Source organism: Pseudomonas fakonensis (assembly GCF_019139895.1).
In the GTDB taxonomy this organism is placed as follows: Bacteria; Pseudomonadota; Gammaproteobacteria; order Pseudomonadales; family Pseudomonadaceae; genus Aquipseudomonas; species Aquipseudomonas fakonensis.
Genome location: NZ_CP077076.1, coordinates 173,208 through 187,217 on the forward strand (window position 1 = coordinate 173,208; position 14,010 = coordinate 187,217).

Below are 14,010 nucleotides of genomic sequence, written 5' to 3' on the forward strand. Positions count from 1 at the left end.
CCTCAATACGACAGAGTCAGGTTCATGAACAGCCCCTCGGCCCGCTCGCTGGCACCGCCGCCAACGGCGAAGCGGTACTGGGCGGTCCAGTCCAGGTAGGAACGGGGGGTGTGATAGTGGTCTTCGCGGAACCAGTAGCGCAAGGCGATACCGGGGCCGACACCCATCGCCCAAGAGCTCTGGTCGCGGGTCAGGGAAATTTGGCCGTCCATCAGGTTGGTGAAGTTCGAGTTGCCGGTCGCGCCATGCAGGCCGGTGGCGGTGTCTTGCTGCCAGAGCCAGTCGGCGGCGCCCACCACATGGGGGAACAGCACCAGGTCGGGCAGCAGCTTGATGCTGCGGCCCATGCGGATCTCGTTGCTGAGGAATACCTGTTCGCGCTTGAGGTTGCCGTCGGCCTGCGCCACTTCGTCGGTGCGCGAGCCCTGGGCGTCGGTGGCGTACAGGGTCCACTTCGCCGGGTTGTCCTCTATCGAGTAACCCAGCTGGGTATAGGCATCGACGGTCCACCAGCTCGGCTCATCGAAGCGCAACTCGGTGCCACGGTAGAAACCGTAAGTGGCATAGGCCAGCCAGCCGCCGGCGCTGTCCTTGAGCTTGTAGCGCATCAACGAGCCATTGAGGCCGGTCCTTTGGGTGGATCTCTGGAAGTCGCAGCGGTCGGTACTGTTGCCTGGGTTGGCGGTGCCTTCACGGGTTGCCGAACCCAGCAGGAAGCGCCGCTCCAGGCCGAAGGTGAAGCCGGTATCGGACAGCACGTAACGCACGCCCAGCGCACCGACGGTGCTTGGCCAGCCGGTCACCGACTGCGAGTCGCTGACGCTGCCGGCATCCAGTGCCTGCTTGGTGCACGGGTCCACGGCGCCGCTGGAACGGAAGCTGCCACCCTCATCCCACAGTGTATTGCTCAACCGTCCATACACTTCCAGCACGCCGTTCTGGTCGTTGAACTGGCTGGGCCGCCAGTACAGCTCGGCGGTGCTGAACACCGAATCCCCCGCCGAGCTTTGCCCGGCGTTGGCGATGGTGGTGGTGGGGCGTGCGCCGCGGTAGCTCAGGGTCACCGTGGCGCCCCACTCGCGGTCGAAGCCGGTAATGGCGCTGCGGGTGTTTTGGCGTTGCTGGGCGTCCAGGTCGAGCTTGCCGGCATCGTCCATGTCGATGGCCTGCTTGAGCTTCTCGACCGCCGCCGGCTTTTCACCCATGGCCGACAGCGCGTAGGCCTCGTCGAGGATGATGGTCTTCGGCGCCTTGCCGGTGTCGGCGGCGGCGCGGAAGTCTTCACGGGCGCGCTCGGGCTGTTTGGTGCGCATGCGCAGGTAGCCGCGCTGCATCAGCAGTTCGGCATCGCTTGGGGTGCGGGCGATGGCATCGCTCAGGCGCTGCTCGGCCTCGGCGGCCTGGCTGGCGTCGCCGGCGGCCAGGGCGGTGGTCAGCAGGCGCTGGAATTCGAGGTTGTCCGGGTCTTGTTCGCTGGCCTTGCGCGCCTGGCGGATGGCTTCCTGGTAATCCTGCCGGGCATAGGCGGCGTAGGCCTCGGTGGCCGGGCCGGCGGCGCCGCCGGCATCGGCGGGCAGCAGTTCGCACTGGGTGCCGTAGGGCGTGTCCACGCACGACTGGCGCGGCGCCGGGTAGTTGGCCAGGTTCAGCGTGGCTGCAGGATTACGCAGGTCGGCGATGGCTTGCTGGCGTCGGGCAACGGCTTCGTCTGCGCCATCCAGCGGCGCCAGCAAGGCGCTGGCGCGGGCCTTGTCGCCGGCGGCCAGGGCGGCATCGATGGCGATCAGGCGCACGTTGCGCAGCTGGTCTTCGTCCAGCCAGTCCTGGGCCAGGGCGCTGTCGAAGTCGGCATTGGCGGCCTGGGCGTTGCCCTGGTACTGGCGCAGGTAGCCACGCATGACGATCAGCACGGTGCTTTCGTCGTCGTCCTGCAGCGCCTCGTTGGCCGCCTGTTCAGCGGCGGCGGGCTGGTTGTCGAGCAGCAGCACGGTGACCAGCAGCAGGCGGTGGCTGGCGATGTCCGGGGCCAGGCGCACCGCTTCGCGGGCCAGCGGCACGGCATCGCCCGGGCGGTTGGCGATCAGCGCCTGGTAGGCCTGTTCGGCCGGGCGCACGGCCATGCGTCGGTTCAGCGTTTGCTTGCGGGCCTGCAGGTCGCTGGTGTTGGGTGCGCCCAGCTTGACTGCGGTGTCTGCCGCTGCGGCGGCATCGGGCCAGCGCTGCTGGGCCTCGAGGCTGTCGAGCCAGAGCAGGGCCCAGGCGCCTTGGGTCGGGTCGGTACGGAAGGCCCGCTCGGCATCGCGCTCGGCGGCCGGCATGTCGCCGGCGTTGTAGGCGGCATAAGCCTTGGTGGCCAGGGGGAAGCCCAGCTGGTAGGCCCGCGACGGCGCCGGGCCGCCGCTACTGGCCGCCGGGGCGCTCTGCAGGTTGGTCACCGCCGCTTGCAGGCCCGGGTCGCGCACCCCGCGCTTGAGCGCGCTTTGCGCGGCCTGTCGGGCCTCGTTGCGCCGGCCAAGCTTCTGCAGGGTGTAGACCTTCAGCAGGTTCAGCCGCGCCACTTCCGGGCGCAACTTGAGCGCGCCGTCAACCTGGCGCAGGGCATCGCTGTAGCGCCCCAACTGGTAGCTACGGTAGGCCTGGTCGGCCTGCTCCCAGGCCACGCCCTCCAGCGGCGCCTCGGCGGCGTAGGCGGCGGGCAGGCTGGCGCAGCTGAGCAACGCACCGAACAACACAACGGCAGGACGAGCGGAAATCATGTCAGTGCGGCACTCTGCTTCTTCTGCGCCGCAGGTGCGGCTGGGGGAGCTGTGACGGGGGGCGGCGCTTCGGGCTCGCCGTTTTCCTGCTGGAACAGGATCGCCTCCTGAAGGGTGTCGGCGTCCAGGTAGCCGTGCTCGAGCAAAATCTGCCCCAGCGGCTTGTGCTCTTCGGCCTGGGCCTTGAGCGCCTGGCCGAGGACTTCCTCGTCGATGGCGCGCCACGACACCAGCAGTTCGCCCAGGCGCAGGCGTTGCTGCTGCAACTGGTCGGACGACGGGAAGTCGTGCATGGTCTTGTCCCACACCAGCTTCTTGCCCAGGAACAGGTAGCCCAGGTACAGCCGCCAGGCCCGTGCAGCGGCCATGGCGTTGATGAAGTTACCGATGATCATCCGCGGCCCCGACAGCAGGGCATGTTCCCAGCCGTACAAGCGGCCGACGAAGTAGGCCCGCTGCAGGATGCGCAGGCTCAGCGCCAGGGTGTTGGCCCACATCAGGTCGATCAGCGCGCTGTTGGGCCCGAACGCCGAGGGGAAGAACACATCCCAATGGCCGCTGGCGCTGATGCCCAGAAACACCAGGTGCTGGGCCAGCAGCAGGTAGGCGAGGATGGCGATGAACGAGGTAATCAGGCCTTTGCGGTCGCGGAACAGCAGGTACTTGGTCGCCAGCGACCCCTCCCAACCCACCTGGCTCCAGCCCTGCAGGCCGATGCCCAGGGTCCAGCGGGCCTTCTGCCGGTAGGCGGTGCGGAAGGTGTCGGGGAAGTACTCACGCACACCCAGGGGCATGTGTACCGCGACCATTTTCTCCTTGCCGTGGCCAAACCAGGTGGTGCGCTTGGCCACGTAGTCCACCGGGAACTTGCCGAAGATCTGCTTCATGCCGCGCCGGGCCAGGCGTGCACCGATGTCGTAGTCCTCGGTGAGGGTGTCGGTGTTGAACGGCTGGTTGTTGGTTTCGGCCGACAGCTCCAGCAGCGCTTTGCGCGAGAAGCAGGTGCCCACGCCTGCCGACGGCACCATGCGCGACATGCTTTCGCGCACCACCAGGTCCTTGGTGTGCCATTCGGCGAACTCGTCCATGTAGGTGCCAGCCACCAGTTCGTACCAGTCACGTTCCAGCGAGGTCACTGGCAGCTGGACGAAGTCGATGCGCGGCAGCAGGTAGTTGAAGTAGTGCAGCTCCAGGCGGTGCAGCACGTCTTCGCTGTCATGCAGGATGGCCCCGGCGAACGGCTCGGGCATGCGCGCATCCTGGGCGAAGATGGCCTGGATGATCCAGTTCAGGCAGTCGGCCTTGCAGGTCGGGCCGTCGTGGGGCACCTCGACGCGCACCAGCTGCTTGTAGCGCCGGCGCATGCGTTCGACTTCGTCGATGGTGCGCTGGTCGTTGCAGTAGGTGCCGACGAAGATGTAGTAGTTCTTGTAGTCCAGCGAGCCGACCATGTTCTCCAGCATCGGCGCGATCACGTCGTACTCCAGCCACGCCGGGATCATGATCGCCAGCGGCTGCTCCGGCTTGCTGCGCAGTTGCTCCACCGTCAACGCCTGGTAGCGTTTACGGCGGATCAGCAGCTTGCGGTACACCTGGCGCACCCAGTACCAGGCATCGATGAACAGGTCATCGAGGCTCGACAGCAGGATCAGCACCCCGACGAACGCGGTGACGAGTTCGAGGACGCGGTAGTAATCCGCCAGCAGGTACGGCCAGTAGAGTGAGGACATGGTCGGTTACCTGGCCTTACTTGCCTTTGTTCTTCAGGCGCAGACGGCGCGCGATCACACCGAGCACCAGCAGCACCAGGACGATGCCCGACAGCGTCGGCAGTGCCCACACCAGCTGCTTGCGCCACTGGTGGAACGGCGTGCCGCTGAGGTTCAGCTCAGGGTCGGTGGTGTCGATCCAGGTCAGCGGGCCTTGCTCGCCCACCACCACGGCATTGCCGCGGGTCAGCAGGAACGGCTGTTGCGGGACCATGCCTGGGTTGCCCAGGCTGTTCCACAGCACGCCGTCCTGGCCGTTGGAGGCAACTACCGACAGCGTGCCCAGGCCTTGCGGGCCTTGCAGGTCGAGGGCCAGTTGCTGGTTGCCCTGGGCTTGCAGGCGCTCAAGCTCGGCCACGCCCAGCACCGGCTTGGCGCCGGGCAGCTGGACGTCCAGCGCCAGGAACGGGCGGTCCGGCGTCACGTCACCCTTGGCGTCGCTGAGCAGCAGCTCGGCGTTGACCGGCGACAGCGAAGCGGCGCTGGCCAGGCGGATCAGCTTGCCCAGGCTGGCAACCGGGGTTTGCAGCGCCGATGGGTTGACCAGTACCTGCGGCTTGCCGGCCAGCAGCGGTAGCAAACCAACGAAGGTGCCGTCGGGCTCGGCGTCGGCCTGGGTCAGGTAGCTGCTGGGCAGCACGTTGACCGGGTAGGCCTGCGGAATCTCGGCGCAATGCGGCGAGCTGGGCTGGCGCTGGAAGCGCACCTGCACGGTGTTGGTCACGCCCAGGGCGTAGCCGGGGATGCGCGCCTTGAGCCGCTCGGCGCTGCCGTCGGCAGTCATTTGCGCGGCGTTGAGCAGCACGTTGTTCCAGATCACCGAGGCCACCGGCGCGGTGCTCGAAGCGCCTGGCGCAGCGGCCAGGTCGAGGTTCAGCTCGCCCGGCATGCGGCCGTTGACCGACACCGCGCTGAGCGGGAAGGTGGCGGTCCACTCGCCGCGGCTGACCACGTCGAAGGTGTTGAAGTTGCCGCCCAGGGCGCTCAGGCGCACATGGCCGCTGTCGTTGCGCAGGGCCTCGCCCACCTGGCGTACCTGGGCTTGCGGCGCCACCAGCACGTCGCGCCAGTAGGCGTCGAACACCCCGGCGGCCTTGGCCCCGGCGTCGGCGGCCACGGCCACCACGGCCTGGCGGCCCAGGCTCAGCAGTTGCATCTGCTGGCTTGGCAGGGCGCTGCCGGCCAGGGCTGCGCGGCGCTTGCGCCACTGGCTGAGGGCGTCCTGCGCTTCGCGGTCATCCTGCAGCTGCTGGCCCAGGGCATCCAGGGCGCTGTTGATCTGGCCCACCAGGGCGGCGTCGGCCACGGCCAGGTCGGCGCGAATGGCCGGGGCGTCGAGCAGCAGCAGGGCGCCCAGCTCGGCCGGGTCGGCCAGCTTGTGCGCCTGCTTGCCGGCCAGCGCGGCGAAGGCCGGCAGCTTGGCCAGGGCAGGCGGTACATCCACGCCGGCCAGTTGCACGCTGTCGCCAACCTGCGGCAGGGCGCGCACCTGGGCGCGGCGGGCGCTGCGCTCCAGGGCCACGCCCAGGCGCCAGGCGCTGTCGAAGCTGGTGCGCTCCAGCGCGCCGCCCGCCACCAGGATCACCGGCTCGCCCGGCAGGCTGCTCCAGGCTTCGGCCAGGCTGCCCAGGGCCGACATCGAATAGCGGTAGTTAAGGCGCGTCTCCGGCGACAGGGTCAGCACGTTGGCGGTGGCGCGGGGTGGCGAACAGAAGTCTTCGGAAACCGGCGAGCTCCAGTCCAGGGTGAAGTTGACGAAGCCGCTGGCATGCCGGCCGCTGTCCACCGCGAGGTTGCGGCCCAGGTCGCCTTCGGCGCGGCTGACGCGCTCGGCCACACGCGGCTGGCCGTCGACGCTCAGGCGCAAGGTGGCGGGCATTTCCTCACCCTTGATGAAGCGGCCCTTGAGCTCGATTTGCGCATCGCTGATCGCCACGCCCTTGGGCACCGGCAGGAAGAACGCCTGGCGGTTGTCGGCCTGGTCGAGCACTACCGGGTTGGTGATGCCCAGGTCCTTGAGCGACACACTGCGCGACACCAGGTCCTGCGCGGTCAGCGCCTGCAAGGCATCACTGGCAGGGGTGGCATGGGCCAGCAGGGGGGAGGTCAGGGCAGCGCTCAGGGCGGCGAACTGCAGGCGACGATTCGGGTGGCTCAACGATCGGGTCCTTGCAAAGGTTCAGGGGCGTCGACAGCCCTCGAGCGGGCGTGCAAACGTGTGCGCAAACAGGCGCGGACAAGCGCACGGCGTTGCGTGGTCATCGGGAAAGTTCGGGTATCGGGGAAGTGATAAACATGCGTTCTTCTAGTGGAGCGCGACGCAACTTCCTGATCACATCGGGTGCGTAATCTCTAGTATCAAAATGCCAATGTCAATATTTTGTTGGACAATCTGATAAAAGACGTGATACGGAAATTCGCCGCCGTTATTTTGACGGCGAACAGCCCTTTTTGCGGTTTTCTCAATGACCCTGGAACGGTTCGAACGGCCGGCCCAGCAAGGCGTTGACGATGCGCTCGCTGGCCTTGCCGTCGCCGTACGGGTTCACGCTGCGGGCCACCTGGGCATACAGCGCGGCGTCGTCGAGGAAGGTCTCGACCGCCTGCTTGATGCGCGCGCTGTCGGTACCGACCAGCTTCACCGTGCCGGCGGCCACCGCCTCCGGGCGCTCGGTGGTGTTGCGCATCACCAGCACCGGCTTGCCCAGGTGCGGGGCTTCTTCCTGTACGCCGCCCGAGTCGGTCAGCACCAGGTAGGCGCGGCGCATGTACCAGACGAATTCCAGGTAATCCAGCGGCTCGATCAGGTGCACGTTGGGGTTGTCGCCCAGCACGCTCATCACCACGTCACGCACCTGCGGGTTGAGGTGTACCGGGTAGACGATCTGCACGTCGTCGCGGCGCGACAGCTCGGCCAGCGCCTGGCAGATCTGGCGGAAGCCATCGCCGAAGTTCTCGCGGCGGTGGCCGGTCACCAGCACCAGGCGGCGCTTGGCGTCCAGCCACGGGTAGCGGCGGGCGAAGGCTTCGCCGACCTGGGGTTCGTTGTCCAGCTTCTGCACGGCAAGGTCCAGGGCGTCGATCACCGTGTTGCCGGTGATGTGGATCTGCCCTTGCAGGTTTTCTTGCAGCAGGTTGTCGCGCGAGGTCACGGTGGGGGCGAACAGCCAGCGGCCCATCACGTCCACCACCCGGCGGTTCATTTCTTCGGGGAACGGCTGGGTCAGGTCGCCGGTACGCAGGCCCGCCTCGACGTGGCCGATGGCGATGCCGCGGTGGAAGGCGGCCAGGCAGCAGGCGGCTGCGGTGCTGGTGTCGCCGTGCACCAGCACGCAGTCCGGGCGGATATCCTCGAGCAGCGCGTCGATGCGGGTGAGCAGGCGGGCGAACAGGCCGTTGAGGGTCTGCCCGGGCACCATCACGTCCAGGTCGTAGTCCACCGGGATGGAGAACAGCTGCAGCACCTGGTCGAGCATCTGGCGGTGCTGGCCAGTGCTGCAGACGATGCTTTCGACGCCCTCGGTCTTCGCCAAGGTCTTGACCAGGGGCGCCATTTTAATGGCCTCTGGACGGGTGCCGAACAGCGTCAGAACTTTCATCTAGCGCAACTCCACGAATGAACGGATGGTTTGAAAAGCCGGCGATGATACCGGATTGCCATATCGGTAAAATGACATAACGTCGGCTGATAGCTGCTTTCCGCTGGCCGGCGAAGTGCCTGCGGCAACCCGTCGCAGACATATTCATATACTCTAAAGGTATTTAAATTATTTTTCTTATGCATTTATAGTCGCTCTCACTGCGTACCCGCCGACCAATCGGCGCGCCGCACGACTCGAACCCACACGGGTAAACCCCGTGCGTTTCTGAATCGTTGCGCGCCCTGAACGTCGCGCACTGCGTGGGAGTGAACAATGCCAGCCGCCTCGAACGCCTTGTCGATCAACGACAGCGCCCTGCCGCAAAATTTCGAAATCCGCCCGTTCAGCGGCGCCGTCGGCGCCGAAATCGTCGGGCTGGACCTGGCCAAGCCGGTCAATGCCGAGGATTTCAGCCGTATCCACCGCGCCCACCTGGGCCACCACGTGCTGGTGTTCCGCGACCAGCGCATCACCCCCGAACAGCAGATCGCCTTCAGCCGCCGTTTCGGCGAGCTGCAGATCCACGTGCTCAAGCAGTTCCTGCTGGCCGGCCACCCCGAGATCCTGATCGTTTCCAACATCATCGAGGACGGTCGCAACCTGGGCCTGGGCGATGCCGGCAAGTTCTGGCATTCGGACCTTTCGTATAAAGAGCTGCCGAGCCTGGGCTCGATGCTGCACGCCCAGGAGCTGCCCAGCGAGGGTGGCGACACCTTGTTCGCCGACATGCACAAGGCCTGGGACGCGGTGCCCGAAGCGCTGCGCAAGGTGGTGGAGGGCCGCGACGCCGCCCATTCGTATACCGCCCGCTACGCCGAGACCAAGTTCGAAGGCAGCTGGCGCCCGACCCTCACCGCCGAGCAACTGGCCCAGGTGCAGGAAGTCATCCACCCGGTGGTGCGCACCCACCCGGAAAACCGCCGCAAGGCGCTGTTCGTCAGCGAAGGCTTCACCACCCGCATCGTCGGCCTGCCCGAAGACGAAAGCCGCGACGTGCTCAAGCAGCTGTACGCCCTGAGCGTGCTGGAGCAGAACATCTACCGCCACCAGTGGCAGCCCCATGACCTGGTGTTCTGGGACAACCGCTCGCTGATCCACCTGGCCACCGGCTGCCCCGCACACCTGCGGCGCAAGCTGTACCGCACCACCATCCAGGGCGATGCCCCGTTCTGACGACTGAGGAAACAATCATGCGTAAATCCATCAGCCGCCTGGCGGCAAGCATCGGCCTGGGCGCAAGCCTGGTGGTCGGTAGCCTCGCGGCACCCACCCTGGCCCACGCCGAAGGCAAGATCCGCATCGCCGAACAGTTCGGCATCGTCTACCTGCTGCTCAACGTGGTGCGCGACCAGCAACTGATCGAAAAGCACGGTAAAGAGCAGGGCATCGACATCGAAGTGGACTGGGCGCAGTTGTCCGGTGGCGCGGCGATCAACGACGCACTGCTGTCGGGCTCGGTGGACATCGCCGGTGCCGGCGTCGGCCCGCTGCTCACCGTGTGGGACCGCACGAAAGGCCGGCAGAACGTCAAGGCCGTGGCGTCGCTGGGCAACTTCCCGTACTACCTGGTCAGCAGCAACCCCAACGTCAAGACCATTGCCGATATCAGCGACAAGGACCGCATCGCCCTGCCGGCGGTAGGTGTGTCGGTACAGTCGCGCTTCTTGCAGTACGCCGCCGCCCAGCAGTGGGGCGACAAGCAGTACAACCGTCTCGACAAGTACACCCTGGCCGTCCCCCACCCGGACGCCACCGCCGCCCTGCTGGCCGGTGGCACCGAGCTGAACGGGCACTTCTCCAACCCGCCGTTCCAGGACCAGGCGCTGGCCAACAAGAACGTGCACATCGTGCTCAACAGCTATGACCTGCTCGGCCCCAACTCGCCGACCCTGCTGTTCGCCACCGAGAAATTCCGCAAGGACAACCCGAAAACCTACAAAGCCTTCGTCGATGCCCTCGCCGAGGCCGCCGACTTTGCCCAGCACGACAAGGCCGCAGCCGCCGATACCTACATTCGCGTGACCAAGGCCAAGATCGACCGCAACGAGCTGATCAAGCTGATCGACAACCCGCAGTACGAATTCACCGTCACCCCGAAGAACACCTACAAGCTGGCCGACTTCCTGTACCGGGTCGGCGCCATCAAGCACAAGCCCGAATCGTGGAAGGACTACTTCTTCCAGGATGAACGCCCGTTGCAGGGGAGCTGATCGCCCATGAGCGCCCCATTGCCAGGCCACACGGCCAGCAACCTGAGCCGTGTCGCCACCCCACCGCTGCTGGCGGTGGACAACCTGAGCCTTGAATACCGCACCGCCCAGCGCGTGGTGCGGGCCACCCACCAGGTCAGCTTCGAAGTCGACCGCGCCGACCGGTTCGTGCTGCTGGGGCCCTCGGGCTGCGGCAAGTCGACCCTGCTCAAGGCGGTGGCCGGCTTCATCGACCCGCGCGAAGGGCAGATTCTGCTGCAAGGCCAGCCGGTGCGCGGCCCGGGGCCGGACCGCATCGTGGTGTTTCAGGAGTTTGACCAGCTGCCGCCGTGGAAGACGGTGAAGCACAACGTGATGTTCCCGCTGCTGGTGTCTGGCCAGCTCAAGCGCGCCGAGGCCGAGGAGCGGGCCCTGCATTACCTCGACAAGGTCGGTTTGGCGGGGTTTGCCGATGCCTACCCGCACACCCTGTCGGGCGGCATGAAGGCGCGGGTGGCCATCGCCCGGGCCCTGGCCACCCAGCCGAAGATCCTGCTGATGGACGAGCCCTTCGCCGCCCTCGACGCCCTTACCCGGCGCAAGATGCAGGAAGAGTTGCTGCTGCTGTGGGAGGAGGTGCGCTTCACCTTGCTGTTCGTCACCCACTCCATCGAAGAGGCGCTGGTGGTGGGCAACCGCATCCTGCTGCTGTCGCCGCACCCAGGCCGGGTGCGCGCCGAGGTGCACAGCCACCAGTACGACCTGGGCAGCCTGGGTGCCAGTGACTTCCAGGCCAGTGCGCGGCGCATCCATCGCTTGCTGTTCGATGAAGCCGAGGCGCCTGAACAGGCCGCCGAGCTTGGCTTCAACGACATCCGCATCGCCTACTGACAGGAGCACGCACATGAGTACGACACCTGCTCGCCAGGAATACGAAGTGCAGCTGCAGCCCCTGCCCGGGGTGCCGCTGGAACGCCAGCTGCCGGTGCTGCAACGCCTGTGGCAACTGGGCTGGCTGCGCAAGGGGCTGATTTTGGCGCTGCTGGCGATCGTTTGGGAGGCAGTGGCCCGTTACACCGACAACGACCTGCTGCTGCCGAGCTTCGTGCAGACGGCTGCAGCGTTCGGCGAGGGCATGCTCAGTGGTGAACTGCCGGCCAAGGTCGGCGTGTCGCTGGTGGTGTTGCTCAAGGGCTACGTGCTGGGCATCGTGCTGGCGTTCGGGCTGACCAGCCTGGCCGTGTCGACCCAGTTTGGCCGCGACCTGCTCGGTACCCTGACCTCGATGTTCAACCCGCTGCCGGCCATCGCCCTGCTGCCCCTGGCGCTGCTGTGGTTTGGCCTGGGCGACAACAGCCTGATCTTCGTGCTGGTGCATTCGGTGCTGTGGGCCTTGGCGCTGAACACTTATCAGGGCTTCCAGGGGGTGTCCGAGACCTTGCGCATGGCCGGGCGCAACTATGGCCTGCGCGGCCTGCGCCTGGTGCTTTACGTGCTGGTGCCGGCGGCGCTGCCGTCGATTCTGTCGGGGCTGAAGATCGGCTGGGCCTTCGCCTGGCGCACGCTGATCGCGGCAGAGCTGGTGTTCGGCGCCAGCAGCGGCAAGGGCGGGCTGGGCTGGTACATCTTCCAGAACCGCAACGAGCTTTACACCGACAAGGTGTTCGCCGGGCTGGCGGTGGTGATTCTGATCGGCTTGCTGGTGGAGGGGCTGGTGTTCAATACCCTGGAGCGGCTGACGGTGAAGCGTTGGGGGATGCAGCGCTAGGTGCCTTGGGCCTGCCAACCCCCCTATCCTGTGTGGGGCTGATGGCCCTATCGCCAGCAAGGCCGCTTCCCACAGGTCCGCGCCAAGGTACAGATTCTCAGCCCTGGTACTGCGCCGCAGCATTGGCCAGGGTCTTGCCAATCTCATCGCGCAAGGCTGCCGGCTGTTCCACCACCAAGCCTTCCCCTTGGCCCAGCAGCCACCAGCGCAGCGGCCAGCCATCCACCACCGTGGCGCGTAGCCGGTGGCCCTGCTCCAGCGCGGTCAACTGCATGTCGGCGGTCAGCGGCGCTTCGCGCAACTGGCGGGCCAGATGGTCGCTGACCCAGGCCTGCAGCTCCATGCCCTGTTCCTGCACCGGCTGCAGCGAGTCCCCGCGCAGGTAAGCCTGCAAATCGAAATTGCCGCGCAGCTCGCCGCCGGCACTGGACGACCAGTGCCAGCCAAACGGGATGCTCTTGTCGTTGCGCTCCAGCGGGAAAATCAGCGACAGCTCGTTGAGGTCGCGCTCGACCGTGCGCTTGCTCACGGTAAAGCCCACGTCACGCAGGCGCCAGACAAGCTCGGCGCTGGTGATGCCGGGAGAGCGGCCGGGCAATTGGCGCAGCAAGGCCCATTGGCGGCTGAGGGTGGCGCGGGTGGTGGCGAACGGCAAAAGGGAACGTCCTTGTCTAGGCTTGCCGCCTAGGATGGCGGCATGGGCGGGTCATGGCAATTGGCCACAGCCGGTTCAGATCAAGGAAGAGGCAATTGGTTGCCGAACGGTAGTTCGTTCGCGACAGGTTTTGTCGTGCCGTCGCGCAGAATCACGCCTCAGCGCAGTCGAGGTCGGGCTGTGAGGTTCAATGAGGATGAACATGCCTGCTGCCAGCAATATCCATTCAATGCTCGCGCGGCTGCTGCCCGAGCGCATCGCCCCGGCGCCGTCGCGCCCGGGGCAGCGCCATCGCCTGTTCGCCGGTATCGGCCTGCCCAGCCAGCCGGCGCTGGCCGGCGAGCGCTTCGGCCTGATCCACCGCCTGGACGAAGCGGTGGACATGCACGCGGTGTACGCCGACCTGTGCCGCCAGGCGCTGCTGGGTAACGTGGCGGTGCTCAACGACCTGGGCTGGATCTGGCTCAACGGCAAGTACTGGCGCGGCGATACCGTGCTGGCCGGGCACCTGCTGCGCATGGCCGCACTGCAGGGCAATGCCGCTGCCTGGTTCAACCTGGGCCAGCAGCATTACTTCGGCAAGGGTGTGGATATCAGCTACGCCAACGCCGCCGAGTATTACCGCCACGCCTTCGAGCGCGGCCTGCTGCATGCCGCAGCAGCGCTGGGCGACCTGTACGAAGAAGAAGTGTGCGACGGCGACCAGGACTGGCAGGTGGACCCGCCGCAGGCCTACCAGTGGTTTTTGCGCGGTGCCCAGCGCGGCGAGACGCGCTGCCGCTTCGAGGTCGGCTACCGGTTGCTGCACGGGCTGTACGTGGAGCCCGACACCAAGGCGGCGCTGTACTGGCTGGAGCTGGCGGCAGCCACCGGGGTGATGCAGGCCGCCGAGGAGCTGGCGGTGCATTTCAGCCGGCGCGATGCGGCGCGCTACCTGGGTTGGCGCGACCAGGCGATCCAGCTGGGCAGCACCCTGGCGTTGACCATGAAGCTGGAAGATCAGATACAGCCGTGAATCGGTTGTGATTTCTAAAAGCTGGCGCGCTCTCTGTGGGAAGCGGCCTTGTGTCGCGATGGGCTGCGCAGCAGCCCCGGCAATTTTGCATGAGGCCGAGATCTTGGGGGCCGCTGCGCGCCCCATCGCGACACAAGGCCGCTTCCCACAGGGGCCGCGGGGCATCTGCCTGTAGGAGCCGGCTTGCCGGCGATGAGGCCGGTACAGGCTGGCTTGA

9 protein-coding genes and 1 pseudogene are annotated in these 14,010 nt (G+C 66.7%); 5 read left to right on the plus strand and 5 right to left on the minus strand.

Annotated elements, in window-relative coordinates; all coding sequences use genetic code 11:
* Positions 1-2: 2 nt before the first annotated feature.
* From KSS94_RS00705 to wecB, 4 genes and pseudogenes are all read right to left on the minus strand, one after another.
* Positions 3-2,756: an NfrA family protein gene (locus KSS94_RS00705; RefSeq protein WP_217841205.1), complete on the minus strand. Its 2,754-nt coding sequence runs from the start codon at positions 2,754-2,756 to the stop codon at positions 3-5.
* A gap of 83 nt (positions 2,757-2,839) precedes the next feature.
* Positions 2,840-4,486: pseudogene (locus tag KSS94_RS00710) on the minus strand (glycosyl transferase family protein); the annotation flags it as partial.
* 16 nt (positions 4,487-4,502) lie between these two features.
* Positions 4,503-6,683: a hypothetical protein gene (locus KSS94_RS00715; RefSeq protein WP_217841207.1), complete on the minus strand. Its 2,181-nt coding sequence runs from the start codon at positions 6,681-6,683 to the stop codon at positions 4,503-4,505.
* Positions 6,684-6,987: 304 nt separating this feature from the next.
* Positions 6,988-8,124 carry a non-hydrolyzing UDP-N-acetylglucosamine 2-epimerase gene (gene wecB / locus KSS94_RS00720; RefSeq protein WP_217841208.1) on the minus strand — a complete coding sequence of 379 codons (1,137 nt, stop codon included), beginning with the start codon at positions 8,122-8,124 and terminating at the stop codon, positions 6,988-6,990.
* A gap of 315 nt (positions 8,125-8,439) precedes the next feature.
* Here wecB and KSS94_RS00725 point away from each other — a divergent pair, with 315 nt between their 5' ends.
* Genes KSS94_RS00725 through KSS94_RS00740 form a run of 4 tightly spaced genes read left to right on the plus strand, consistent with a single transcriptional unit; the run spans position 8,440 to position 12,123 of the window.
* Positions 8,440-9,339 (plus strand): TauD/TfdA dioxygenase family protein, encoded by a 900-nt coding sequence (locus tag KSS94_RS00725; protein ID WP_217841209.1) that lies wholly within the window; start codon positions 8,440-8,442, stop codon positions 9,337-9,339.
* Between the two features lie 17 nt (positions 9,340-9,356).
* Positions 9,357-10,376: an ABC transporter substrate-binding protein gene (locus KSS94_RS00730; protein WP_217841210.1), complete on the plus strand. Its 1,020-nt coding sequence runs from the start codon at positions 9,357-9,359 to the stop codon at positions 10,374-10,376.
* 6 nt (positions 10,377-10,382) lie between these two features.
* The gene (locus KSS94_RS00735) at positions 10,383-11,246 is read left to right on the plus strand and encodes an ABC transporter ATP-binding protein (protein WP_217841211.1); all 864 of its coding nucleotides are present in this window, start codon (positions 10,383-10,385) and stop codon (positions 11,244-11,246) included.
* 13 nt (positions 11,247-11,259) lie between these two features.
* The gene (locus KSS94_RS00740; RefSeq protein ID WP_217841212.1) at positions 11,260-12,123 is read left to right on the plus strand and encodes an ABC transporter permease; all 864 of its coding nucleotides are present in this window, start codon (positions 11,260-11,262) and stop codon (positions 12,121-12,123) included.
* Positions 12,124-12,220: 97 nt separating this feature from the next.
* On the opposite strand, the gene KSS94_RS00745 is transcribed toward KSS94_RS00740, so the two are convergent.
* On the minus strand, positions 12,221-12,778 hold the full coding sequence (locus KSS94_RS00745; RefSeq protein WP_217841213.1) for a WYL domain-containing protein: 558 nt from the start codon (positions 12,776-12,778) through the stop codon (positions 12,221-12,223).
* Positions 12,779-12,980: 202 nt separating this feature from the next.
* On the opposite strand from KSS94_RS00745, the gene KSS94_RS00750 reads away from it, so the two are divergent.
* Entirely contained in the window at positions 12,981-13,793 is an 813-nt protein-coding gene (locus tag KSS94_RS00750) for a tetratricopeptide repeat protein (RefSeq protein WP_217841214.1), read from the plus strand.
* The last annotated feature ends 217 nt before the right edge of the window (positions 13,794-14,010 follow it).

Bases quoted from the DNA above. Each gene is read 5' to 3' on its own strand.
- KSS94_RS00705 (WP_217841205.1), bottom strand. From the start codon at position 2,756: ATGATTTCCGCTCGTCCTGCCGTTGTGTTGTTCGGTGCGTTGCTCAGC.
- wecB (WP_217841208.1), bottom strand. From the start codon at position 8,124: ATGAAAGTTCTGACGCTGTTCGGCACCCGTCCAGAGGCCATTAAAATG.
- KSS94_RS00725 (WP_217841209.1), top strand. From the start codon at position 8,440: ATGCCAGCCGCCTCGAACGCCTTGTCGATCAACGACAGCGCCCTGCCG.
- KSS94_RS00730 (WP_217841210.1), top strand. From the start codon at position 9,357: ATGCGTAAATCCATCAGCCGCCTGGCGGCAAGCATCGGCCTGGGCGCA.
- KSS94_RS00735 (WP_217841211.1), top strand. From the start codon at position 10,383: ATGAGCGCCCCATTGCCAGGCCACACGGCCAGCAACCTGAGCCGTGTC.
- KSS94_RS00740 (WP_217841212.1), top strand. From the start codon at position 11,260: ATGAGTACGACACCTGCTCGCCAGGAATACGAAGTGCAGCTGCAGCCC.
- KSS94_RS00750 (WP_217841214.1), top strand. From the start codon at position 12,981: ATGCCTGCTGCCAGCAATATCCATTCAATGCTCGCGCGGCTGCTGCCC.